Here is a 24544-nt window from a genome sequence, read left to right as displayed (position 1 = left end):
ATAACGCTTAGAAGAAGACATGTCTTATCGCTTACTCGCTCTCTGGTTGGTCTGCTATGCCGCAGCCTGGACGCTGCTGACTGTTTATCTCGATCCTACCCTGCCTTACGACGCCGTCGAGGCGCTCAACTGGGGCCTCAACGGCGAGTGGGGTTCACCGAAAAATCCGTGGCTGGTCGGTGCGGCGATGCATCCGGCGATCTGGCTGTCGTGGCTGCCGCTGAACGTTTACTGGTATGGCGGGCACTTCATCGCCATCGCCATCGGCATGTTGGGCGTCTGGCTGTTGGCGCGGCGCCTGAGCGGCAGCACCTCGCTGGCCTGGATGGCGCTGCTGACGCTCAACCTGTCCGGCATCATCAATTTCGACATTATTCCCTACAACGACAACTACCTGTTGGTGATGCTGTGGCCGTGGATGGCGCTGTTCTTCCACCTGGCGATCTCGCGTTCGGCCAACTGGTGGCCGGCCTTCGCGTTGGTGGCCGGTCTGGCGATGATGGCGAAATACTCGACCTTCGCCTTCATCTATTTTGTGGCGCTGTCGACGCTGTTCGTACCGCAGGTCCGTCGCTGCTATCGGCAGCCGCAGTTCTATCTGGCGGTGGCGATCTGGCTGGCGTTGGTGTTGCCGAACGTGTTCTGGCTGTGGAGCCACGACTTTGCCGCCTTCAAATGGGTGGATTCGCAGATCAAGATGCAGCTCAACCTCGACATGCTGCAGTCGCTGCTGCTGGTGTTCTATCCGTCGCTGGTGCTGTGGGCGATCCTGCGGCGCAGCGGGGCGGTGCTGGCCTGGCCATCGGCGTTGCCGATGCGGGTGCTGCTGTGGATCTATCTGTTGCCGCTCGGCATTATCACTTTCTGGTTCTCCTTCAACGTCGGCGGCCGGTTGACCGAGTGGCTGCAGCCGTTCTTCATGCTGGCGCCCGCGCTGCTGGTCGGCTGCGTCCGTCAGCCGCCGGTGCGTTCACTGCGCGCGGCGACCCTCGGGCTGATGTGTGCAGCGCTGGCGGTCTATCTGGGGTATGCCGCGGTGATGCTGGGCAACGTGCGCAACGCCGGCCAGAAAATGGTGGGTATCAAGGCGTTCAGCGCCGGGGTGGAGCGGCAGTGGCAGGAGCGGTATGGCGTCGATCTACGCTACGTCGGCGGCGAATACCTGTCGCAGTGGATGACGGTGTACGCCGGTTCCCGGCCGCAGACCATTACGCGCTGGTCCAATCATACGCGCCCGAATATCTACAACGTCAACATCAGCTATCCGCAGATTGCGCAGCACGGCGTCGCCCTGTTTGGCCGGTTGGGTGAAGACTGCGCGCACAGCGACTTCGGCGGTGAGTTGGCCCACTGGCCGAAGATGCGCCTCGATTGGCAGCAGACGCTGACGTTCCGCGCCGATCCGCATGCCGACGAGCAGACGCTGTGCGTCGGCTTCGTCCGCCCGCAGTAACGGCGGCGCAGGGCGCCGCCGCGATTCAGGCTTAGTAAGCGATAACCAGCTTGCCTTGCATATGGCCGCCGAGCAGCTGTCGATGCGCGGCGGTCAGCGTGTCTACCGTCAACCCGTGCAGGGTTTCGCTCAGCGTGGTGCTCAGCTTGCCCTCGTCCAGCAACTGCGCCATCTGCTGCAGGATGCGCCCCTGCTGCGCGATGTCCGGGGTGGTAAACATGCTGCGGGTGAACATGAATTCCCAATGCAGCGCGGCGCTTTTCAGCTTCAGCGCGTTTTGATCCAACGGCTGCGCATTCTCGACGATGGTGCAGATATGGCCCAGCGGCGCGACCAGCTCGGCCATCGCCGGCCAGTGGCCGTCGGTATCGTTCAGGCACAGGATGTAATCCACCTGCTCGATGCCGTGCTGCGCCAGGTTGCCTTTCAGATCGCGATAGTCCACCACCAGATCGGCGCCGCGTTCACGGCACCAGGCGGCGGATTCCGGCCTTGAGGCGGTGGCGATCACTTTCACCTTGCTGCGCAATGCGGCCAGCGGAATGGCCAGCGAGCCGACTCCGCCGGCGCCGCCGATGATCAACAGCGTCTTGTGCTCCGGCGCATCCTGAATGTTTAGATGTTCGAACAGCGCCTCCCAGGCGGTGAGGGCGGTGAGCGGCAGGGCGGCGGACTCGGCCCAGTTCAGGCTGCGCGGCTTGTGCGCGGCGATGCGTGAGTCGATCAGCTGGTGGCTGCTGTTGCTGCCGGGGCGGGTGATGTCGCCGGCGTACCATACTTCATCGCCGGGCTTGAAGCCGCTGACGCCGCTGCCTACGCCCACCACGATGCCGCTGGCGTCCCAGCCGAGAATGCGCGGCTGCTGCAGGCCGCTTTTCTGCAGACCGGCGTGCACTTTGGTGTCCACCGGGTTGACCGACACGGCTTTCACCTCCACCAGCAGATCGTACTGGCCGGGAACCGGCATCTCCGGTGAAATCTCGATGAAACCGGCGGGGTTCTGCGGGTCTACGGCAATGGCTTTTATCGACATGATTGTACTCCTTTCAAATGATGCCCCCAGTGTAGACCCGCGGCAGTGGGGTGATAAGATGGACAATATCTAACTGAGTGTTCGTTTGAGGTGAACAATGGAATTCAAACAGCTGCAGGACATGGCGCTGTTCGCGCTGGTGGCGGAGTGCGGCAGCTTCACCGCCGCCGCACAGCGCGTGGGATTGCCGAAATCCAGCGTCAGCCAGCGCATCAGCCAGCTCGAACAGACGCTGGGGCTGCGCTTGCTCAACCGCACCACGCGCCAGCTGAACCTGACCTTCGCCGGTGAGCGTTATCTGGAACATTGTCAGGCGATGATGTCCGCCGCCGAACGCGCCGATCTGGCGCTGCAGCGGCTGCGCGATAACCCGAGCGGCCGCCTGCGCATCTCGACGCCCGCCGGGCTGGGGGCGACCCTGGTGGCGCGGCTGGCGGCGGATTTTCAGCGCCAGTACCCGGACGTTTCGCTGGAGGTGTCGGTGTCCGATGCCATGGTGGATCTGGTACAGGAAGGCTTCGACGCCGCGTTGCGCACCGGCAAGCCGCAGGATTCTTCGCTGATCGGTCGCCGTCTCGGGTATGCGCCGCGCTATCTGTTGGCGGCGCCGTCCTATCTGGCGCAGCATCCGCCGATCGAACACCCGCAGCAGCTGCAACAGCATCGCTGCATCGCCCACCGCGCCTGGACGGCCTGGAACCTGCGCTGCGGCGACGACTACTACCGTTGGCAGCTGCCGCTGGCGCACACCACCGACAACCTGCTGTATGCGCGTGAATGCGCTATCGCCGGTGCGGGGATCACGCTGTTGCCGGCGTTTCTCAGCCGCGAGGTGGTGGCGCAGAAGCTGTTGGTGGAAGTCTTGCCGGCGTGGCGCGCGGAGGGCAATGAGCTGTATCTGGTCTACCCGAGCCGCAAGCTGAATTCCCCGGCGTTGGCCTGCTTTATCGATGTGGTGCTGCAGCACCCGGCGTTTGACGACTACGCGCGCGAGCTGGCGCGGGAATAAAAAAAGGCGCCGCATGCGGCGCCTGGGGTATTACTTGGCGATCTTCTTGTACTTGATGCGGTGCGGCTCGAGCGCGTCGGCGCCCAGCGTACGCTTCTTGTACTCTTCGTACTCGGTGAAGTTGCCTTCGAAGAATTCCACCTTGCCCTCGTCCTGGTAGTCCAGGATGTGGGTGGCGATACGGTCGAGGAACCAACGGTCGTGCGAGATCACCATGGCGCAGCCAGGGAATTCCAGCAGGGCGTTTTCCAGCGCGCGCAGGGTTTCGATATCCAGGTCGTTGGTCGGTTCATCGAGCAGCAGCACGTTGCCGCCAACCTGCAGCAGCTTGGCCAGGTGCAGACGGCCACGCTCACCGCCGGACAGCTCGCCCACGCGTTTGCCCTGATCGACGCCCTTGAAGTTGAAGCGGCCGACATAGGCGCGGCTCGGCATCTCGGTGTTGCCGATGCGCATGATGTCCTGCCCGCCGGAAACTTCTTCCCACACGGTTTTCGAGCCGTCCATGCTGTCGCGGAACTGATCGACGGACGCCAGCTTGACGGTATCGCCCAGCACGATGCTGCCGGAGTCGGGTTGTTCCTGACCGGACATCATGCGGAACAGCGTGGATTTACCCGCGCCGTTCGGGCCGATGATGCCGACGATTGCCCCTTTCGGCACCGAGAACGACAGGTCGTCGATCAGCAGGCGGTCGCCGTAGGACTTGCGCAGGTTGCTGACTTCGACCACTTTATCGCCCAGGCGTGCGCCAGGTGGAATGAACAGTTCGTTGGTTTCGTTGCGTTTCTGGTATTCGGTGTTGTTCAGCTCTTCGAAGCGGGCCAAACGGGCCTTGCCTTTGGACTGACGGCCTTTGGCACCCTGACGCACCCACTCCAGCTCTTTCTCGATCGACTTGCGACGAGCGGCTTCGGCGGACGCTTCCTGCGCCAGACGCGCGTCTTTCTGCTCCAGCCAGGAAGAGTAGTTGCCTTCCCATGGAATGCCCTCGCCGCGGTCCAGTTCGAGGATCCAGCCGGCCACGTTATCCAGGAAGTAACGGTCGTGGGTGATCGCCACCACGGTGCCTTCGAAGTCGTGCAGGAAGCGTTCCAGCCAGGCCACGGACTCGGCGTCCAGGTGGTTGGTCGGTTCGTCCAGCAGCAGCATGTCCGGCTTTTCGAGCAGCAGGCGGCACAGCGCTACGCGGCGGCGCTCACCCCCGGACAGGTGGGCGATTTTGGCGTCCCAGTCCGGCAGGCGCAGCGCATCGGCGGCGCGTTCCAGTTGGGCGTTGAGGTTGTGACCGTCGTGCGCCTGAATGATCTCTTCCAGGCGGCCCTGTTCGGCGGCCAGCTTGTCGAAGTCTGCGCCTTCTTCTGCGTACAGCGCGTACACTTCGTCCAGGCGTTTCAGCGCGCCGACCACTTCCGCCAGCGCTTCTTCCACCGACTCACGCACGGTGTGTTCGAGGTTAAGCTGCGGCTCCTGCGGCAGGTAACCGATCTTGATGCCCGGCTGCGGGCGCGCTTCCCCTTCGATGTCGGTATCGATGCCGGCCATGATGCGCAGCAGGGTGGACTTACCGGCGCCGTTCAGGCCCAGTACGCCGATTTTGGCCCCAGGGAAGAAGCTCAGGGAGATGTTTTTCAAAATATGACGCTTCGGCGGTACGACCTTGCCGACGCGGTGCATGGTATAGACGTATTGAGCCACGTTGCTCTAAGCCTCTCTATATCAGTATTTATAGGATGTCTGGCGGCATGAGTGTAGCCCGTTTCGATCTCGGATCCCAGACATCGCTCAGCGATCGCTAAGTATAACCGTTTATGCGCCGATAAAGGCGCATATTGGTGGCTTATGGCGTGACGACGATCGCGACGCGGCGGTTTTCCGCGCGGCCGCTGGAGGTGCGGTTGTCGGCAACGGGATCGCGCTTGCCCATGCCGCGGGTTTCGATATTGGCGCGTGGAATGCCGACGCTGGCCAGCAGATCGGCCACCGCATCGGCGCGGCGCAGGGAGAGCTGGTCGTTATAGCTGTCTTCGCCGTAGTTGTCGGTATGGCCGTCCAGGCGGAACTTGGTGATGCCGACGCTCAGCAGCGCACGGCCCATCTTCTGCACCGTTTCGGTGCTTTCCGGGTTCAGCTTGCCGATGTTGTTGCCGAACAGCACCTTATCCGACAGGCCGAACTCCCAGCCGTTGTCAGTCAGCTTGAAGCCCTGCGATTGCAGCAGCGCGATCTGCTCGGGCGTCAGGCCCTGCGGCTTGCTCTGGCAGCCGGCGAGCGCCAGCAGGGCGACGAACACCATCGTCAGCAGTGAAAAACGACCTTTAAACAGTTGCTGTATCATAGTCAAAATCCCTAGTTCAAGTGTTATAGCCGGGGCTCTTATTTATGTATAGCCAGCCGCCAGCCTCCGTTATAACGATGCTTTGCCTGATACATCGCATCGTCAGCTTCGTGCAAAAGACCCTGAGGCGTCGAGGCGTGATCAGGGTACAGCGCAATACCGATACTCAGAGAGGTAATGACCGCCTCGTCGTTCGGCAAAATGACCGGTTGCGTCATGCAGTCGATGATGTTGTCAGCGATCTGCAGGACATCTTCCGTGCCGTGTACCGGCGCCAGCAGCACGGCGAATTCATCCCCGCCCAGACGCGCGACCAGATCGGTCTCGCGCAGTTGCGCGCGAATGCGTCCGGCAATGGTGGTCAGCACCGCATCGCCTGCAGCGTGACCGTAACTGTCGTTCACTTCCTTGAAGCGATCGCCGTCGATAAACAGCACCGCCAATTTTGCCGGCGGCTCAATATCGCCCAGGGCGCGGCTCAGCCGCCCTTCGAAGAAGGCGCGATTCGGCAAGCCGGTCAGGCTGTCGTGCGTCGCCCGGTGGGCCAGCGAGTCGTTCTCCTGCTTCAGGTGGGCCTGCCAGGCCTCCAGTTCGTCGAGCAAGCCGTTGAAATCGTTGCTGAGCTCATGCAGCTCGGCGATCGGCGCCGACGGCACCCGCAGGCCGAAGGTGCGATCGCGGCGCACCGCGTGCGCCACGTTGGCGATGTCGTCCAGCGAACTGACGATGCCGACCAGCATGCGGCGCGACAACACCAGGGCGCACAAGGTACTGAGCACCAGGCAGGCGATCATGCCGACCATGCCGCGCAACAGGAAACGCAGCAGGCTGCCGCCGTTGCCGCTCAGCCAGACCTGGCCGACCTGCTTACCCTCGTGGGTGATGGGCAGGATGACCGGTTCGGGCAGCGCCCAGTGCGCGACGATCTGCTCCAGGCCGTGCAGCGGCCCATCGGTGGGATGGCGCCAGTTGGCCAGCATCTTGCCGTTGTTGTCGAGGATCCGCGCGTCCGATACTTCTTCGTTGGAGGCGATCAGCATCAGCGCCTCGCGTGCGGCGGTGCGGTCTTCAAACACCACGGCGGCCTCGACGGTATAACTGATGGAGCGCGCGATCAGGTGCAGGTTGTGGTTGGCATAGGCGCGCAGTGCAAACAGCGCCACCAGCGTCAAAAAGATGCCGGCGGTGCCGACGGCGATCAGCGCCAGCCCAAGATGTACCCGCTGCAGCACTCGGCCCAGCGTCGGGCGCGCATTGCCGGAGCGGTTTTTACGCAACAGCCTCATAGCGGCGGCGCCTGTTTGCGTGCCAGCTGCAGCACGTTGGGATGGACGCGCACGCCGCTGCGCGCCAGGGCGTCCAGGTTGACCTTGAAGCTGGCCTGATCCCCATCGATCTTCAGGCAAAATGCGCTGCCGGCGGAACATTCGCTATCGTTCTCGCTGATGCTGAGAATGGAGTTGCCGGAAATGCGCTGCATGAAATTTTGTCTCTGCGCGGCGGTGATGTTCCCTAAGTAGATAACATCGCAGCCGGTACTCAGCGTTGGGCTGTCGAACGGCACGCGCTCGGCTTTAATCGGACGCGGGGCGCTGAGCAGGATCGGATCGAACAACCCTTCGGCATACTGGGTGGGTGCGGTCACGCACAACCGGATCGGATTGGGTTCACGCGACCAGCGGGCGTAGCTGATGATGCCGACCACCACGGTCGTCACGGCGTGCGTGCGCTTTTGATAGGGAGCATCGGCGGCGCGCGCAGGCCCGGGCAACGTCAGCAGCACCAACAAAACGATCAGCAACAGGCGACCGATATTCAGGCGTGCGGCATGGAAGCCCGGCACGGGGCTTTTTGCGCAACGCATCGCTATCGCGGTCTTACTTGCCATTTTCACCCGCCATTCCGGCCTGATCCACCGCCCGCAGGCCGTGGCCTGACAAGGAAAAATCCGGCCCGCTTGAAGGGACAATCGTTTTGCTGAAAGCTGTCAGTCGCACTGCCTAATGAACACTATCTAACCCATAATTGGCGCGGATTGTATTATAAGATGTCTTCGTTGGGCGCTTTATGTGCTGTTTTCTCGGAATTATCCTACTTATTTTTGATAGTATAAAAATGCCTACCCGGGTTTGCCACCGCTTTTCTGCAAAGTTGGCGCGTTTGGCCAGCTGTCAGGCGATTTGCGCAACGGCTGCGTCATTTCAAAAATGTAATAATGTGATAGCTAATAATTAAAAAGTATTTTACTTCTCTAATAAGCACCGGGGCGGCTAATAAAAATCCGGTGGCTGGAAATATCCCGCCGGCCTGATTTGTCAGCCAAAGTAAACGTTTTTTACCTGGCTCCCGTCATGGCGATACACTTCTTCTTCTACAGTATTGAATGGATAAGCGATTGCGCTGTCTATGGTAGATATCTGCGTCCGGGCCGTGCGCCCGGCTTTATTTTGTCCCGCGGCGCCGTGGCGCGGCGGTCACCGGGGAGCTGGGCGGCTCCTGCGGTATAACCAGTGAGGAAAGAGCGAGGATGGTCAAGGTGGACAAGCGACGGCTGTTGGCGATGGGGCTGTGCCTGACGGCGTTTTCCGGCGCGGCGCTGGCGGATTCTCTGGATGCGCAACGTCAGCGCTACCAGCAGATCAAACAGGCGTGGGACGGCAATCAGATGGACGTGGTGGCGCAGCTGATGCCGACGCTGCGCGATTACCCGCTTTATCCTTACCTGGAATACCGCGAGCTGACGCAGGATCTGAGTCAGGCGGGGTTCTCCGAGGTGAACGACTTTATCAAACGCAACCCGACGCTGCCGCCGGCGAAATCACTGGCGCCGCGCTTCGTCAATGAGCTGGCGCGTCGCGAAGACTGGCGCACCCTGTTGGCCTTCAGCCCGCAAGCGCCCAAACCGGTGGCGGCGCGCTGCAACTATTACTACGCCAAGTGGGCCACCGGCGATCAGCAGGCGGCCTGGAGCGGCGCAGACGAACTGTGGCTGAACGGCAAAACGCTGCCGAGCGCCTGCGATCGGCTGTTCAGCGTCTGGCGCGGCGCGGGCAAGCAGACGCCGCTCGATATTCTGGCGCGCATGAAGCTGGCGCTGAAAGAGGGCAACAGTTCACTGGTCAGCAACCTCTACAGCCAACTGCCGGCCGACTACCAGACCATGGGCAACGCCCTGGTGCGCTTGCAAAACGATCCGACCACCGTGGAAGCCTTCGCCCGCAGCGTGGGGCCGACCGACTTTACCCGCGCCGCCACCGGCATCGCCTTTGAGCGCCTGGCGCGGCAGGATGTGGAAAACGCGCGGGCGATGATCCCGACGCTTGCGCGGCTGCAGAAAATGAGCGACGACGAGCGGCTGGGGCTGGAAGAGGCGGTGGCCTGGCGCCTGATGGGCAGCGATGCCACCTTTGAACAGGCGCAGTGGCGCGATCAGGTGATCCTGCGCAGCTGTTCGCCTTCGCTGCTGGAGCGCCGGGTACGCATGGCGCTGGGCAACGGCGATCGGCAGGGCGTGGCGACCTGGCTGGCGCGCCTGCCGGAAGCGTCGCGCAACAAGGATGAGTGGCGCTACTGGCGCGCCAGTCAACTGATGGACGAAGGGAAACGCGCCGAAGGCGAGGAGATATTGCGTAACCTGATGACCGAACGCGGCTTCTATCCGATGGTGGCGGCGCAGAAGCTGAACGCCACTTATCCGGTGATGGTGGCGGTGGCGGCCAAGCCGCGCGCGTCGCTGACTGACGGGCCGGAAGTCGCCCGGGTGCGCGAGCTGATGTACTGGAATATGGACAACCTGGCCCGCAGCGAGTGGGGCTCCTACGTCGCCAGCCGCAGCCGGCCGGAACAAGAGGCGCTGGCGCGTTACGCCTTTGAACAAAAATGGGCCGATCTGAGCGTGCAGGCGACCATCGTCGGCAAGCTGTGGGATCACCTGGAGGAACGCTTCCCGGTCGCCTGGCCGCAGGAGTTCCGCCGCGCCACCGATGACAAGGGGATCACCACCAGCTATGCGATGGCGATAGCGCGTCAGGAGAGCGCCTGGAATCCGAAGGCACAGTCGCCGGTTGGCGCTTCCGGCCTGATGCAGGTGATGCCGCGCACCGCGCAGCATACGGTGCAGATGTTCAACATTCCCGGCTACGTCGGCCCGAGCCAGCTGTTCGATCCGCAGACCAACATCACCATCGGCACCAGCTATCTGGAGTCGGTCTATCAGCAGTTCGGCCGCAACCGCATCCTGTCGACCGCCGCCTATAACGCCGGGCCGTCGCGGGTGAACACCTGGCTGGGCAACAGCGCAGGGCGGATCGATCCGGTGGCGTTCATCGAAAGCATTCCGTTCTCGGAAACCCGCGGCTACGTCAAGAACGTGCTGGCCTATGACGCGTTTTACCGCTATCTGACGCACCGGCCGGCCAAGGTGCTGACCGACGCCGAGTGGCAGAGACGTTATTGATTTTGACGGCCCTATGGTATGCTGCTGTACTAGTTAAATAGTATGGTGGCTGCCATGACGCAATTATCGTTAAACGACCCCGCTCTTTCAGAACAAGGCAATGAGGATTGGCTGCGCTTCGTCGCGCTGCTGCAGAATTCGTTTGCGCAAGAACTGCATCAACCGCTGCTGCAGCTGATGCTGACGCCGGACGAGCGCACCGCGCTGGGCACTCGGGTGCGGATCATTCAGGAACTGATGCGCGGCGAGATGAGCCAGCGTGAACTGAAAAATGAACTGGGCGCGGGGATTGCCACCATCACCCGCGGATCGAACAGCCTGAAAGCGGCTTCACCGGCGCTGAAACAGTGGCTTGAGCAGCAGTTGCTGCACGACGCGCCCTAACAGGCTCGGGGTTATTGCTGATAGATGGCGTTGTGGAACGGCACCAGCGCCAGCAGCAGCGCCTGATGATAGACGCTGGTGCGGCTCAGCCGGCCGTCGGTGAAGACGCCGATGGCGCCGCCCTGACGCTTCACCTCGGCGTTGCCGGTGATTGCCGCCATTTCGCTGCCCAATTCGCGACCGTCGCGAATACCTTGTAAGATGACTTCCGGCAGCATCAGGCTCGCCGAGCGGGATTCGCCGCGGATGTGCGGGTTCTCGATGGTCATCCAGGCGAAGGTCATATTCTCTTCAATCCCGGCTTCTACGCCGACCCAAAAATCGGCCTCGGGCCTGACCTGGCGCGCTTCCATGACGCGTTGGCGCGAGCCGGTGCGCGTTTCGTGATTGCCTATCGGCTGCAGCGAGACGCCGCTGGCGACGTCGACGGCTTCAATGCGATAGTGGCCCGCGCCGAAGACGTCGTCGAAGGCCAGTTGAATAGCCTTGATCTTTGCCGGGTTGGTAGTTGCAGCGACAACATGGTACATAACGGGTTTGATATCCTTCTGGCCGATACGCCGGGCAGCGGCAAAAGCGCCGCCGGGCCGGGGATAAACGCAAATTTCACGCAGTATAACGGAAAACAAAAATGTTACAGGTATACCTCGTTCGCCATGGCGAAACGGAATGGAACGCGGCTCGCCGCATCCAGGGTCAGTCCGACAGCCCGTTAACCGCCATGGGTGAACACCAGGCCCGTCTGGTCGCCAGGCGCGTCAGCAAAGAAGGCATTACGCATATCATTACCAGCGATCTGGGGCGCACGCGCCGCACCGCGCAGATCATCGCCGAAGCCTGTGGCTGCGAAGTGATTTGCGATCCGCGTTTGCGTGAGCTGCACATGGGGGTTCTGGAAGAACGCCTGATCGACAGTTTGACGCCGCAGGAAGAGCAGTGGCGCAAACAGATGGTCGATGGTACTCCTGACGGCCGTATCCCTCAAGGCGAATCCATGGAGGAGCTGGGCGAGCGCATGCGCGCCGCGCTGGAGAGCTGCCTGATGCTGCCGGAAGGCAGCAAGCCGCTGCTCGTCAGCCATGGCATCGCGTTGGGGTGTTTGATCAGTACGGTGCTCGGGCTGCCGGCCTATGCGGAACGTCGCCTGCGCTTGCGCAACTGCTCACTGTCGCGCGTCGATCACCAGCAGAGCCCGTGGCTGGCTTCCGGCTGGATCGTGGAAACGGCGGGCGATGTCACGCATCTGGACATGCCCGCGTTGGACGAACTGCAGCGTTAACGTCGAATCGGGATCAGGTAATCGCACTTGATCTCGATAGGCGCCTGATGCGGACGGCGCTCGCCTTTCGGATAGAAGCGCTCGATGTCGTGCCCCTTGCGGCGCGTCAGCTGGAGCGCCGGCAGGCAGGTGCCGTACACCGTCAGGATGAAGTCTTGCAGCCCCTCGGTGGGCCCTTCGTAGCTGAACATCGCAAATTCCCCGCCCGGCAACACCAGCGGCTGGCCTTCCTGTACTTTGTCAGGCACCTGATCCGGCTCCAGCGCCGTGGTGTACAGCACTTCCTGTTCGTCGTCCTTCTCCTGGCTCGGGCGCGAGTGGTGCAGCCCGTACAGCACCGGCGGTAGGGTATCGACGTCACCGAGGAACTGGCGCCAGAACTGCGAGCGCAGTTCGGTGCGCACGGTGGTGATCTGTTCAAGCGTACAGGAGTAGCTTTGGGTCAGGCCAACCAGATGCTTATCCGGCAACGAAACGAATTCCGGCTGCGGCAAGGTGAAGGCCCCCAGACGGATCGGCGGACAGATGCCGAACGCGTTCCAGTCTTCGGCGCGGCGGTACAGCGCCGGCGTTTGCGCAAACTGTTTTTTGAAGGCGCGGGTGAAGGTCTGCTGCGAGTCGAAACGGTATTGCAGGGCGATATCCAAAATCGGCCGGCCGGTCAGACGCAGCGCGACGGCGGCTTTGGACAGCCTCCTTGCCCGGATGTAAGCACCGATGGCGTTACCGGTAATATCTTTGAACATCCGTTGCAGATGCCATTTGGAGTAGCCAGCCTTGGCCGCCACGTTATCCAGCGACAAGGGTTGGTCCAAATGGCTTTCCAGCCAGCTAAGCAGATCACGAATGATACCGGCTTGATCCATAGATCTTCCTCGTAAAGCTTGGGGGTAGGAACCCGAACTGTTGATTCGTCACGCTGGTGCTGCGCTATCAGACCGATCCATGAGCCATTATGCGTTGCACTCTTTGCCTCTGCTGCGCATGCTGCGCCAGAGTTGGATTGGGGTACACCGTAGTGGGCGCAAAGAAATAACGCCGCCGCATCATAGCAATTTTTTTACTCCGCGACTCTCAAAGATTTTTGTCACGCTCTGTGCTAAAACGGACGGTGCGGATCCGTAAAAAACCGATTCCGTGAGCTTAGACATAAATAATGGCGATCGCCGAACCTATTTTTGCGGCAAGGTTATATCGGAGTTAAGTAAATGAAAAAAGGCTGGATATTTTTATTCGGTTTGGTTTGCGCAACCGTTGGCAGCGCGCAGGCGGAGCAGGTAGGTTCCGTTGATACGGTGTTTAAATTGTTGGGGCCAGACCACAAAATCGTGGTGGAAGCGTTCGACGATCCGGATGTTAAAAATGTAACTTGTTATATCAGCCGCGCCAAAACCGGCGGCATCAAAGGCGGCCTGGGGCTGGCGGAAGACACCGCCGACGCGGCCATTTCCTGCCAGCAGGTGGGGCCTATCGAGCTGAGCGACAAGATCAAAAACGGCAAGGCGGAAGGCGATGTAGTGTTCCAGAAACGCACCTCGCTGGTGTTCAAGAAGCTGCAGGTGGTGCGCTTTTACGACGCCAAGCGCAATTCGCTGATTTACCTGAGCTACTCCGACAAGGTGATCGACGGCTCGCCGAAGAACGCGCTGAGCGCGGTGCCGATCATGCCGTGGGCCGAGACGAAATAAAAAAACGGGGTTCAGCATGCTGAACCCCGTTTTCATGACGGCAGGCCGGAATTACTCTTCCAGATCGCCGCAGAAGCGGTAGCCTTCGCCGTGAATGGTGGCGATGATTTCCGGCGTGTCCGGCGTCGATTCGAAGTGTTTGCGAATCCGACGGATAGTGACGTCCACGGTACGGTCATGCGGCTTCAGCTCGCGGCCGGTCATTTTCTTCAGCAGTTCGCCACGGGACTGGATCTTGCCCGGGTTTTCGCAGAAGTGCAGCATGGCGCGGAATTCGCTGCGCGGCAGCTTGTACTGTTCGCCGGCCGGGCTGATCAGCGAGCGGCTGTTGATGTCCAGCTCCCAACCGTTGAACTTGTAGCTCTCGACCAGGCGGCGCTCTTCGCCCAGGCTGCCCAGGTTCATGGTGCGCGACAGCAGGTTGCGTGCGCGGATGGTCAGCTCACGCGGGTTGAACGGCTTGGTGATGTAATCGTCGGCGCCGATTTCCAGGCCGAGGATTTTATCCACTTCGTTATCGCGACCGGTCAGGAACATCAAGGCGACGCTGGCCTGTTCGCGCAGTTCGCGCGCCAACAGCAGGCCGTTTTTGCCTGGCAGGTTGATGTCCATGATGACCAGATTGATATCATTTTCAGACAGGATATTGTGCATCTCTGCACCATCATTGGCTTCATGAACAATGTAGCCTTCCGCCTCGAAAATGCTCTTCAGGGTGTTACGAGTGACTAACTCGTCTTCGACAATCAGAATGTGCGGGGTCTGCATATTTGCTACCTAAAATTGCCAACAAAATAGAAAATCGGAAGTACAGAAGTCTCTGTTTTCTTAGAGGAGGGCAGAGATAGCGCCACGTTCCCTCTCAGCAAATGACTAAAGTACGTAAACTCGTTCTTGATGCACTTTCCATCTCATGTCAACAAGATCGCTAGCCTGGTGGGGATGCTGTTCCCTACAACCCCTTGGGGTGCCAAATCGGCGCATATCCTAACCCCATTAACAGCAATATAACAGCGCGTGCCGAATTCATCACCCAACAAAACTACGCTTTGTTGACATATATCAAATTCAATTGTAGCACGTTAACAGATTTGTGAAAAACACTTACAGAAATGCCAGTTTAAGTCACAGAACCTCAAATTCTGTGAACGATTCAGCATTATCCGGCCCGATAGGATACAATTATTCGCTTATTGATCATCGTCTTGTTTTAACTCATTGATAAATAAATGCAGTAAAACATAAGCACGAATAATGACTATTACGACGGGTTTATTAGCTCAACGAGCCGTTTAATCTTGTTTGTTGCTATTAACGCGTTTATTGTTACGCAATTGTAAATATAAGCGGGCGCTGCGCCACCGTCAAAAACGCAGGCCCGCCTTCGGTGGAAGAGTGATGCAGCTTCATATTGTTTTAGTGGCTCCGGCGCGGCCGGAAAACGTTGGCGCGGCGGCGCGCGCGATGAAAACCATGGGCTTCACGTCGTTGCGCATCGTTGACAGCGAGGCGCACCTGCAGCCGGCGGCGCGCTGGGTGGCACACGGGGCCGGCGAGATCCTAGACGGCGTGCAAACGTTCGCCACGCTGGAACAGGCGCTGGCGGACGTGGATTTCACCGTCGCCACTACCGCCCGCAGCCGCGCGCGTTTTCACTACTACTGCACGCCGCCTGAGCTGCTGGCACAGTTGAGCGAGCGTAAGCAGTGGGTCGGCCAGGCCGCGCTGGTGTTCGGCCGTGAAGATTCCGGCCTGACCAACGAAGAGCTGGCGCTGGCGGATTTGCTGACCGGCGTGCCGATGCAGGCGGACTATCCGTCGCTTAATCTGGGGCAAGCGGTGATGGTGTACTGCTACCAGCTGGCGAGCTTGATGGGCGTCAGCACGCCGAAGGAAACGGCGGCGTCGGAAGGGCAGCTCAAGGCGCTGCGCCGCCGTGCCGATGCCCTGTTGAACGCATTGGAGGTCGGCGACGACCAAAAATTGCGCGACTGGCTGCACCAGCGGCTCGGCGCGCTGCAACAGCGAGATACGGCGATGTTGCATACGTTGCTGCACGACATCGAAAAAAAACTCGCCAAGTGATAGCGGCTTCGTCAAGCGGTTACCCAGAGTGATCCACTATTAAACCGGCTTTAAGTTGTTTTTTTGTTCTGTCATTTTGCTTTTTACTTCCGGTATCGCGCAATGTCGCCGCTGAACGGAAAATAAGCAAAAAAAAGAAATCGTTTGACTTGGGATAGCGATTGCTTTAACCAATAGAGGGGACAGAGTATTTCATGAGACAGACAGACAACATGCGCAATATCAGCCTGAATACCACAATTATTACCACCACCGATACCACAGGTAACGGGGCGGGCTGACGCGCACAGGAAACACAGAAAAAAGCCCGCACCTAATCAGTGCGGGCTTTTTTTTCGGCTTAAATTCGGAGAGATCACACATGCGAGTGCTGAAATTTGGCGGAACCTCGGTGGCGAATGCAGAACGTTTTCTGCGCGTCGCCGACATCATGGAGAGTAACGCGCGTCAGGGACAGGTAGCCACGGTCTTGTCCGCCCCCGCAAAGATCACCAACCATCTGGTGGCGATGATCGACAAAACGGTGGCAGGCCAGGACATTCTGCCGAATATCAGCGACGCCGAGCGGATCTTTGCCGATCTGCTGAGCGGCCTGGCGCAGGCGCTGCCGGGCTTTGAATACGATCGCCTGAAGGGCGTGGTCGATCAGGAGTTCGCGCAGCTCAAGCAGGTGCTGCACGGTGTTTCGCTGCTGGGGCAGTGCCCGGACAGCGTGAACGCGGCTATTATCTGCCGCGGCGAAAAGCTCTCCATCGCCATCATGGAAGGGGTATTCCGCGCCAAGGGCTACCCGGTCACGGTGATCAACCCGGTGGAGAAACTGCTGGCGCAGGGCCACTACCTGGAGTCCACCGTGGACATCGCCGAGTCCACGCTGCGCATCGCCGCGGCGGCGATCCCGGCCGACCATATCGTGCTGATGGCCGGTTTCACCGCCGGTAACGACAAGGGCGAGCTGGTGGTGCTGGGCCGTAACGGCTCCGACTATTCCGCTGCCGTGCTGGCCGCCTGCCTGCGCGCAGACTGTTGCGAGATCTGGACCGACGTCGACGGCGTGTATACCTGCGATCCGCGCACCGTGCCGGACGCCAGGCTGCTGAAATCGATGTCGTACCAGGAGGCGATGGAGCTCTCCTACTTCGGCGCCAAAGTGCTGCACCCTCGCACCATCACGCCGATTGCCCAGTTCCAAATCCCTTGCCTGATTAAAAACACCGCCAACCCGCAGGCCCCCGGCACGCTGATCGGCAAAGACAGCACCGATGACGCGATGCCGGTGAAAGGCATCACCAACCTGAACAACATGGCGATGATCAACGTCTCCGGCCCGGGCATGAAAGGCATGGTCGGCATGGCCGCGCGGGTGTTCGCCGTGATGTCGCGCGCCGGCATTTCGGTGGTGCTGATCACCCAATCCTCTTCCGAATACAGCATCAGCTTCTGCGTGCCGCAGGGCGAACTGCAGCGCGCCCGCCGCGCGCTGGAGGAGGAGTTCTATCTGGAGTTGAAAGACGGCGTGCTGGATCCGCTGGACGTCATGGAACGCCTGGCGATCATCTCGGTGGTCGGCGACGGCATGCGTACCCTGCGTGGCATCTCCGCGCGCTTCTTCTCCGCGCTGGCGCGCGCCAACATTAATATCGTCGCCATCGCCCAGGGCTCTTCCGAGCGTTCAATTTCGGTCGTGGTCAGCAATGATTCCGCCACCACCGGCGTGCGCGTCAGCCACCAGATGCTGTTCAACACCGATCAGGTGATCGAAGTGTTCGTCATCGGCGTCGGCGGCGTCGGCGGGGCGCTGATTGAGCAGATCTACCGCCAGCAGCCGTGGCTGAAGCAAAAACATATCGACCTGAGGGTGTGCGGCATCGCCAACTCGCGCGTGATGCTGACCAACGTGCACGGTATCGCGCTGGATAGCTGGCGCGACGAGCTGGCCGGCGCGCAGGAGCCGTTCAATCTCGGCCGCCTGATCCGGCTGGTGAAGGAGTATCACCTGCTGAACCCGGTGATCGTCGACTGTACCTCCAGCCAGGCGGTGGCCGATCAGTATGTGGACTTCCTGGCGGACGGCTTCCACGTGGTGACGCCGAACAAAAAGGCCAACACCTCGTCGATGAACTATTATCAGCAACTGCGCGCGGCCGCCGCCGGTTCGCACCGCAAGTTCCTCTACGACACCAACGTTGGCGCCGGTTTGCCGGTGATCGAGAACCTGCAAAACCTGCTGAACGCCGGCGATGAGCTGGTGCGCTTCTCCGGCATCCTGTCCGGTTCGCTGTCCTTTATCTTCGGCAAGCTGGATGAAGGGCTATCGCTGTCGGCGGCGACCCTGCAGGCCCGGGCCAACGGCTACACCGAGCCGGATCCGCGCGACGATCTGTCCGGTATGGACGTGGCGCGCAAGCTGCTGATCCTGGCGCGCGAGGCCGGTTACAAGCTTGAGCTGAGCGATATCGAGGTCGAACCGGTGCTGCCGCCGTCCTTCGATGCCTCGGGCGACGTGGACGATTTCCTGGCGCGGTTGCCGGAGCTGGATAAAGAGTTCGCGCGCAACGTGGCCAACGCCGCCGAGCAAGGCAAGGTGCTGCGCTATGTCGGCCTGATCGACGAAGGGCGCTGCAAGGTGCGTATCGAGGCGGTGGACGGCAACGATCCGTTGTATAAAGTGAAGAACGGCGAGAACGCGCTGGCCTTCTACAGCCGCTACTATCAGCCGCTGCCGCTGGTGCTGCGCGGCTACGGCGCCGGTAACGATGTGACCGCTGCGGGCGTGTTCGCCGATCTGCTGCGCACACTGTCATGGAAGTTGGGAGTTTAATATGGTTAAGGTGTATGCACCGGCCTCGATCGGTAACGTCAGCGTCGGTTTCGATGTGCTGGGCGCGGCGGTTTCGCCGATCGACGGCACGCTGCTGGGCGACTGCGTCAGCGTCGAAGCCGCCGAGACGTTCAGTTTGCAGAATGCCGGGCGCTTCGTCAGCAAGCTGCCGGCAGAGCCGAAAGAGAACATCGTTTATCAATGCTGGGAGCGTTTCTGCCAAGAGATCGGCCGCGAAGTGCCGGTGGCGATGCGGTTGGAAAAGAACATGCCGATCGGATCGGGGCTGGGCTCCAGCGCCTGTTCGGTGGTCGCCGGGTTGATGGCGATGAACGAATTCTGCGATCGGCCGCTGGATAAGACGACGCTGCTCGGCCTGATGGGCGAGCTGGAAGGCCGCATTTCCGGCAGCGTGCATTACGACAACGTGGCGCCTTGCTACCTTGGCGGCCTGCAGCTGATGTTGGAAGAAGAAGGCATCATCAGCCAGGAGGTGCCTTGCTTCGACGATTGGCTGTGGGTCATGGCCTATCCGGGCATCAAGGTCTCCACCGCCGAAGCGCGCGCCATTTTACCCGCGCAATACCGTCGTCAGGATTGCATCAGCCACGGCCGCTATCTGGCCGGCTTTATCCATGCCTGCCACACCCGGCAGCCGCAGCTGGCCGCCAAATTGATGCAGGACGTGATCGCCGAACCGTACCGCACTCGGCTGCTGCCGGGCTTCGCCGAAGCGCGCAAGGCGGCGCAGGAGATCGGCGCGCTGGCCTGCGGCATTTCCGGTTCCGGCCCGACGCTGTTCGCCGTCTGCAACGACGGCGCCACCGCGCAACGCATGGCCGCTTGGCTGCAACAACACTATCTGCAAAACGACGAAGGTTTTGTTCATATTTGCCGTCTGGATACCGCAGGCGCTCGACTACTGGGATAACGCATGAAACTGTACAACCTTAAGGATCACAACGAGCAGGTCAGCTTCGCGCAGGCGATCAAGCAAGGCCTGGGCAAGCAGCAGGGGCTGTTCTTCCCGCTGGAGTTGCCGGAGTTCGAACTGACCGAGATCGACCAGCTCCTGGAGCAGGACTTTGTCACCCGCAGCAGCCGCATTCTGTCGGCCTTTATCGGCGAAGAGGTACCGGAAGCGGCGCTGAAGAAACGCGTGCAGGCCGCCTTTGAGTTCCCGGCGCCGGTGGCGAAAGTGACCGAAGACGTCTCCTGCCTGGAGCTGTTCCACGGCCCGACGCTGGCGTTCAAAGACTTCGGCGGCCGCTTTATGGCGCAGATGCTGGCGGAAGTGGCCGGCGATCAGCCGGTGACCATTTTGACCGCCACCTCCGGCGACACCGGCGCCGCCGTGGCGCACGCCTTCTACGGCCTGAAAAACGTCCGGGTGGTGATCCTCTACCCGCAGGGCAAAATCAGTCCGCTGCAGGAGAAGCTGTTCTGTACCCTGGGCGGCAACATTCACACCGTAGCGATCGACGGCGACTTCGATGCTTGCCAGGCGCTGGTGAAGCAGGCGTTCGACGATCGGGAATTGAAAGACGCGCTGCACCTGAACTCGGCCAACTCGATCAACATCAGCCGCTTGCTGGCGCAGATCTGCTACTACTTCGAAGCGGTGGCGCAGCTGCCGCAGGAAGCGCGCAATCAGCTGGTCATCTCGGTGCCGAGCGGTAACTTCGGCGATCTGACCGCCGGGCTGCTGGCCAAGTCGCTGGGGCTGCCGGTGAAGCGCTTCATCGCCGCCACCAACGCCAACGACACCGTGCCGCGCTTCCTGACCAGCGGCCAGTGGCAGCCGCACGCCACGGTCGCGACGCTGTCCAACGCCATGGACGTCAGCCAGCCAAACAACTGGCCGCGCGTGGAAGAGCTGTTCCGTCGTAAGGTCTGGCAGCTGAAAGCGCTGGGCCACGCGGCGGTCAGCGATGAGACCACCAAGGAAACGATGCGTGAACTGGCCGAGCTGGGTTATATCTCAGAACCGCACGCGGCCATTGCCTATCGCGCGCTGCGCGATCAGCTGCAGGAAGGGGAGTTCGGTCTGTTCCTCGGCACGGCGCATCCGGCCAAGTTTAAAGAGAGCGTAGAAGCGATCCTCGGCCAGGAACTGTCGTTGCCGAAAGCGCTGGCGCTGCGGGCCGATCTGCCGCTGCTGTCGCACACGCTGCCGGCCGGCTTTGCCGAGCTGCGCAAATTCCTGATGGCGCTGCCGGCCTGAAGTTCGGCAGGCTAGAATGCGAAAAGCCGTCTTGCGACGGCTTTTTTTATACCTGCTCCGGGCGTTTGAACACCAGTTCATTGCCCTGCGAGGCGGCTTCGTCGAAGGCGTAGCCTTCCAGGTTGAAGTCCACCAGCTGCTCGCTGCGCGTCAGGCGGTTCTTGATGATAAAGCGGCTCATCAACCCGCGCGCTTTCTTGGCGTAGAAGCTGATGACCTTGTACTTGCCGTTCTTCTCGTCGAGGAAGACCGGTTTGATCAGCGCGCCGTGCAGTTTGGCCGGCTTCACCGCCTTGAAATACTCGTCGGACGCCAGGTTGACCACCACGTCGTCGCCCTGCTGCTCCAGCGCTTCGTTGAGTTTCTGGGTGATCTGATCGCCCCAGAAGCTGTACAGATCTTTGCCTTTCGGGTTTTCCAGCTTGATGCCCATCTCCAGCCGGTACGGCATCATCAGATCGAGCGGGCGCAGCACGCCATACAGACCGGACAGCATACGCAGATGCTGCTGGGCAAAGTCGAAATCGGCCTCGTTGAAATCCTGCGCCTGCAGGCCGGTGTAAACGTCGCCCTTGAACGCCAGCAGCGCCTGACGGGCATTGTCTGGGGTAAATTTCGGCTGCCACTCGCTAAAGCGCGCGGCGTTCAGCCCGGCCAGCTTGTCGCTGATGCTCATCAGGCTGGCGATTTGCGCCGGCGTCAGCTCGCGGCAAATTTTGATAAGCCGCTGAGACTTGTCCAGCAGTTCGGGCTGCGTGAAGCGTTCTGTCGCCAGCGGGCTGTCGTAATCGAGAGTTTTTGCAGGGGAAATAATAACGAGCATGGCCAGATCCTGTTTATCCAAGTGCGGATACTGTAGCAAAAAGCGCGGGAAAAAGGGGCAATCGGTCCAATAGGCCGGGGCGCGCACCGCACGCGCCCCGGAAAACTCAGCGCGGTGGTTGATGACCGTCCCACACGCCCGGCTCCAGCTGCGGCTTCAGCTCCGGATAACGGTTGGCGTCGAAGGTCGGCAGCTTACCCAAGCGGCGCTGGCGATGGTAGTCGTCGGCCAGCTTAAGCGCCACCCGTGACAGCAACAGGATCGCCGTCAGATTGGTGATGGCCATCAGCGCCATGGAGGTATCCGCCATTTTCCACACCAGCGGCAGCTCCGCCAGCGCGCCGAACATCACCATGCCCAACGCCACGCAGCGGAAAATGATCAGGCCGCCCGGGTGGTTGTGCTCGAGGAATACCAGGTTGCTCTCGGCATAGGCGTAGTTGGCGATGATCGAGGTAAAGGCGAAGAAGAAGATGGCGATGGCGACGAACGGCGCCCCCCAACTGCCGACGGCGGTCGACAGCGCGCGCTGGGTCAGATCGATGCCGCTGATGCTGTCGGTCGGCTGATCGAGAATGCCGGAGGAGAGGATGATCGCCGCGGTGGCGCTGCAGATGACGATGGTATCGATAAATACCCCGAGCATTTGCACGTAGCCTTGTGAGGCAGGATGCGGAGGATAAGGCGAGGCGGACGCCGCCGCATTGGGCGCCGAGCCCATGCCGGCTTCGTTGGAGAACAGACCGCGCTGTACGCCCTGGGTCATCGCCTGGGAGATGCCGTAACCGACGGCGCCGGCCGCGGCTTCCTGCAGGCCGAAGGCGCTTTTGAAAATCAGCGCCAGGATCGCCGGCATATGTTCGATGTTATGGCCAATCACCCAGAGGGCCAGCAGCAGGTAGGCGCCGGCCATCAGCGGCACCACCAGTTCGGCCACTTTGGCAATGGAGCGAATGCCGCCGAAGATTACCACGCCGCTCAATAACACCAGGCCGATGCCGACGTGCAGCGGCTGTAAATGGAAGGCGACGGCGGAGGCCTGAGCGATAGAGTTGGCCTGCACGGCGTTGAACACCAGACCGAAAGCGATGATCAGGAAGATGGAGAACAGCACGCCCATCCAGCGCATGCCGAGACCCTTTTCCATGTAGTAGGCCGGGCCGCCGCGGTAGTTGCCGTTATCGTCTTTGGTTTTGTAGAGCTGCGCCAGCGAACTTTCCACAAAGGAGGTGGCCATGCCGATAAACGCCACCACCCACATCCAGAAGATAGCGCCGGGGCCGCCGGCGGTCAGGGCGATGGCGACGCCGGTCAGGTTGCCGGTGCCGACGCGCGCCGCCAGCGTGGTGCACAGCGCCTGGAAAGAGGAGATGCCGGCGCTGTCGCTTTTATTGCTGTTTTTCAACACCGAGAACATGTGGCTGAAGTGGCGGAGCTGGATAAAGCGGGTGCGCAACGTGAAGTAGATGCCGGTGCCGAGCAGCAGATAAATCAGCACCGACCCCCACAAAATATTGTTTATAAAGTTCATCAGGTCCGTCAAGGGATCCCTCCTCTTATCGAAATTTAATGCGCACCTTGCAGCATCCACCGCAGGTGAAAAACATTGGCCTATTTTTTACAAGAGCTTAGCTGGAATTGGTCCGGCGTCAGTCGATTAAGATTTTTCGCAGATTAGCGGACGAATTGCATCAATTTTTTCGAATTTAACATAATTTATTCGGACAATAGCACGTTATTGCCTTTCCATCCGCTCGGTTATGGCGAAAGATATCGGCGTAAACGGTTGCTCGCCCAAGGATAAAACAGATGCTTGCGCGCCGCGGTTTTCCAGCCTTGCACCGGGCTTGGCGCATGTTATTATCAGGGTAGGGCATGGTTGAACAATGCCAAAAGTTCATGCACAAACGATGAGATAATGCCAACATGACCGACAAATTAACTTCCCTGCGCCAGCTGACCACGGTGGTTGCAGATACGGGTGATATCGCGGCAATGAAGCTGTATCAACCGCAGGACGCTACAACCAACCCTTCGCTGATCCTCAATGCAGCCCAAATTCCTGAATACCGCAAACTGATTGACGAAGCCATCGCCTGGGCGCGCGGCCAGAGCAGCGATCGCGAGCAGCAGATCGCCGATGCCGCCGACAAGCTGGCGGTCAACATCGGTCTGGAAATCCTCAAACTGGTTCCGGGCCGCATCTCCACCGAAGTGGATGCGCGTCTGTCTTACGACACCGTCGCCAGCGTGGCCAAGGCCAAGCGCCTGATCAAACTGTACAACGAAGCCGGCATCAGCAACGATCGCATTCTGATCAAACTGGCCTCGACCTGGCAGGGCATCCGCGCGGCGGAGCAGCTGGAGAAAGAAGGCATCAACTGTAACCTGACGCTGCTGTTCTCCTTCGCTCAGGCTCGGGCCTGTGCCGAAGCCGGCGTTTACCTGATTTCACCGTTCGTCGGCCGTATCCTCGACTGGTACAAAGCCAACGGCGACAAGAAAGAGTTCGCCCCGCATGAAGATCCGGGCGTGATCTCCGTGACCGAAATTTACCAGTACTACAAACAGCACGGTTACAACACCGTGGTGATGGGTGCCAGCTTCCGTAACGTCGGTGAAATCATCGAACTGGCCGGCTGTGACCGCCTGACCATCGCCCCTGCGCTGCTGAAAGAGCTGGCGGAGAGCGAAGGCGCGCTGGAGCGCAAACTGTCTTACACCGGTGAAGTGAAGGCGCGCCCTGCCGCCCTGACCGAACCTGAGTTCTACTGGCAGCACAACCAGGATCCGATGGCGGTTGAGAAACTGACCGACGGTATCCGCAAGTTCGCCGTAGACCAGGGCAAACTGGAAAAAATGATCGCCGACCTGCTGTAATTCCCGCAGATCGCGCAGTAAAAAGGTGGCTCAGGCCACCTTTTTTTAGGTTCATCGCGCTTTAGCGTGAA

At 60.5% G+C, this 24544-nt stretch carries 22 protein-coding genes and 1 other annotated feature; of the genes, 12 read left to right on the top strand and 10 right to left on the bottom strand.

The window, feature by feature from the left end; translation table 11 throughout:
• Nucleotides 1–19: 19 nt before the first annotated feature.
• Nucleotides 20–1453, top strand: coding sequence for a glycosyltransferase family 39 protein (locus tag HMPREF3138_RS18600; RefSeq protein WP_038878515.1), 1434 nt, complete (start codon nt 20–22; stop codon nt 1451–1453).
• Nucleotides 1454–1484: 31 nt separating this feature from the next.
• On the opposite strand, the gene HMPREF3138_RS18595 is transcribed toward HMPREF3138_RS18600, so the two are convergent.
• On the bottom strand, nt 1485–2486 hold the full coding sequence (locus HMPREF3138_RS18595) for a zinc-binding alcohol dehydrogenase family protein (RefSeq protein WP_038878518.1): 1002 nt from the start codon (nt 2484–2486) through the stop codon (nt 1485–1487).
• Between the two features lie 97 nt (nt 2487–2583).
• On the opposite strand from HMPREF3138_RS18595, the gene HMPREF3138_RS18590 reads away from it, so the two are divergent.
• A complete protein-coding gene (locus HMPREF3138_RS18590) occupies nt 2584–3495 on the top strand; it encodes a LysR family transcriptional regulator (protein ID WP_038878520.1) in 912 nt (303 codons plus the stop codon).
• Nucleotides 3496–3525: 30 nt separating this feature from the next.
• Here the strand turns inward: HMPREF3138_RS18590 and ettA are convergent, their stop codons facing one another.
• From ettA to HMPREF3138_RS18570, 4 genes are all read right to left on the bottom strand, one after another.
• A complete protein-coding gene (gene ettA, locus HMPREF3138_RS18585; RefSeq protein ID WP_025159620.1) occupies nt 3526–5193 on the bottom strand; it encodes an energy-dependent translational throttle protein EttA in 1668 nt (555 codons plus the stop codon).
• A gap of 142 nt (nt 5194–5335) precedes the next feature.
• Nucleotides 5336–5833 (bottom strand): outer membrane lipoprotein YfiB, encoded by a 498-nt coding sequence (locus HMPREF3138_RS18580; protein ID WP_033649136.1) that lies wholly within the window; start codon nt 5831–5833, stop codon nt 5336–5338.
• A gap of 38 nt (nt 5834–5871) precedes the next feature.
• Nucleotides 5872–7119: a diguanylate cyclase DgcN/YfiN gene (locus HMPREF3138_RS18575; protein ID WP_038878524.1), complete on the bottom strand. Its 1248-nt coding sequence runs from the start codon at nt 7117–7119 to the stop codon at nt 5872–5874.
• Nucleotides 7116–7721 carry a regulatory sequestration protein YfiR gene (locus tag HMPREF3138_RS18570; protein ID WP_038878527.1) on the bottom strand — a complete coding sequence of 202 codons (606 nt, stop codon included), beginning with the start codon at nt 7719–7721 and terminating at the stop codon, nt 7116–7118. The genes HMPREF3138_RS18575 and HMPREF3138_RS18570 overlap by 4 nt, the downstream gene beginning before the upstream one ends.
• 639 nt (nt 7722–8360) lie before the next feature.
• Between HMPREF3138_RS18570 and sltY the strand changes: the two genes are divergently transcribed.
• On the top strand, nt 8361–10289 hold the full coding sequence (gene sltY / locus HMPREF3138_RS18565; protein WP_038878530.1) for a murein transglycosylase: 1929 nt from the start codon (nt 8361–8363) through the stop codon (nt 10287–10289).
• Between the two features lie 54 nt (nt 10290–10343).
• Entirely contained in the window at nt 10344–10673 is a 330-nt protein-coding gene (trpR, locus tag HMPREF3138_RS18560) for a trp operon repressor (RefSeq protein ID WP_016929152.1), read from the top strand.
• A gap of 11 nt (nt 10674–10684) precedes the next feature.
• On the opposite strand, the gene yjjX is transcribed toward trpR, so the two are convergent.
• A complete protein-coding gene (gene yjjX, locus HMPREF3138_RS18555; protein WP_038878532.1) occupies nt 10685–11203 on the bottom strand; it encodes an inosine/xanthosine triphosphatase in 519 nt (172 codons plus the stop codon).
• Nucleotides 11204–11304: 101 nt separating this feature from the next.
• Between yjjX and gpmB the strand changes: the two genes are divergently transcribed.
• On the top strand, nt 11305–11952 hold the full coding sequence (gpmB, locus tag HMPREF3138_RS18550; protein WP_038878534.1) for a 2,3-diphosphoglycerate-dependent phosphoglycerate mutase GpmB: 648 nt from the start codon (nt 11305–11307) through the stop codon (nt 11950–11952).
• On the opposite strand, the gene robA is transcribed toward gpmB, so the two are convergent.
• Entirely contained in the window at nt 11949–12818 is an 870-nt protein-coding gene (gene robA, locus HMPREF3138_RS18545) for an MDR efflux pump AcrAB transcriptional activator RobA (RefSeq protein WP_038878537.1), read from the bottom strand. The two genes, gpmB and robA, sit on opposite strands and share 4 nt — an antisense overlap.
• A gap of 342 nt (nt 12819–13160) precedes the next feature.
• Here robA and creA point away from each other — a divergent pair, with 342 nt between their 5' ends.
• Complete coding sequence (creA, locus tag HMPREF3138_RS18540; protein WP_038878540.1) at nt 13161–13640, top strand: protein CreA; 480 nt, start codon at nt 13161–13163, stop codon at nt 13638–13640.
• Between the two features lie 51 nt (nt 13641–13691).
• On the opposite strand, the gene arcA is transcribed toward creA, so the two are convergent.
• Nucleotides 13692–14408: a two-component system response regulator ArcA gene (arcA, locus tag HMPREF3138_RS18535; RefSeq protein ID WP_004933003.1), complete on the bottom strand. Its 717-nt coding sequence runs from the start codon at nt 14406–14408 to the stop codon at nt 13692–13694.
• Between the two features lie 630 nt (nt 14409–15038).
• Here arcA and HMPREF3138_RS18530 point away from each other — a divergent pair.
• The 5 genes from HMPREF3138_RS18530 (at nt 15039) to thrC (ending at nt 20770) form a co-directional block, all read left to right on the top strand.
• Nucleotides 15039–15725, top strand: a complete 687-nt coding sequence (locus HMPREF3138_RS18530) for a tRNA/rRNA methyltransferase (protein ID WP_038878543.1) — start codon at nt 15039–15041, stop codon at nt 15723–15725.
• Nucleotides 15726–15919: 194 nt separating this feature from the next.
• The gene (gene thrL / locus HMPREF3138_RS25770; protein WP_071532847.1) at nt 15920–16006 is read left to right on the top strand and encodes a thr operon leader peptide; all 87 of its coding nucleotides are present in this window, start codon (nt 15920–15922) and stop codon (nt 16004–16006) included.
• Nucleotides 15945–16062, top strand: a sequence feature (Thr leader region). Its footprint overlaps the gene before it by 62 nt.
• A 24-nt stretch (nt 16063–16086) precedes the next feature.
• On the top strand, nt 16087–18546 hold the full coding sequence (gene thrA, locus HMPREF3138_RS18525; RefSeq protein ID WP_038878546.1) for a bifunctional aspartate kinase/homoserine dehydrogenase I: 2460 nt from the start codon (nt 16087–16089) through the stop codon (nt 18544–18546).
• A 1-nt stretch (nt 18547) separates the two neighbouring features.
• Nucleotides 18548–19477 carry a homoserine kinase gene (thrB, locus tag HMPREF3138_RS18520; RefSeq protein WP_004932993.1) on the top strand — a complete coding sequence of 310 codons (930 nt, stop codon included), beginning with the start codon at nt 18548–18550 and terminating at the stop codon, nt 19475–19477.
• 3 nt (nt 19478–19480) lie between these two features.
• On the top strand, nt 19481–20770 hold the full coding sequence (gene thrC / locus HMPREF3138_RS18515) for a threonine synthase (RefSeq protein WP_038878549.1): 1290 nt from the start codon (nt 19481–19483) through the stop codon (nt 20768–20770).
• Between the two features lie 46 nt (nt 20771–20816).
• On the opposite strand, the gene yaaA is transcribed toward thrC, so the two are convergent.
• Together yaaA and HMPREF3138_RS18505 are read right to left on the bottom strand one after the other, a co-directional pair.
• Nucleotides 20817–21593 carry a peroxide stress protein YaaA gene (gene yaaA / locus HMPREF3138_RS18510; protein WP_038878578.1) on the bottom strand — a complete coding sequence of 259 codons (777 nt, stop codon included), beginning with the start codon at nt 21591–21593 and terminating at the stop codon, nt 20817–20819.
• 106 nt (nt 21594–21699) lie between these two features.
• The gene (locus HMPREF3138_RS18505; RefSeq protein ID WP_038878554.1) at nt 21700–23136 is read right to left on the bottom strand and encodes an alanine/glycine:cation symporter family protein; all 1437 of its coding nucleotides are present in this window, start codon (nt 23134–23136) and stop codon (nt 21700–21702) included.
• Nucleotides 23137–23519: 383 nt separating this feature from the next.
• On the opposite strand from HMPREF3138_RS18505, the gene tal reads away from it, so the two are divergent.
• On the top strand, nt 23520–24473 hold the full coding sequence (tal, locus tag HMPREF3138_RS18500) for a transaldolase (protein ID WP_004932982.1): 954 nt from the start codon (nt 23520–23522) through the stop codon (nt 24471–24473).
• Nucleotides 24474–24544 lie beyond the last annotated feature (71 nt).

Source organism: Serratia sp. HMSC15F11 (assembly GCF_001808215.1).
GTDB lineage: Bacteria > Pseudomonadota > Gammaproteobacteria > Enterobacterales > Enterobacteriaceae > Serratia > Serratia nevei.
Note: the sequence above shows the minus strand (reverse complement) of the source record. Positions and strands in the feature narration are given on the sequence as shown.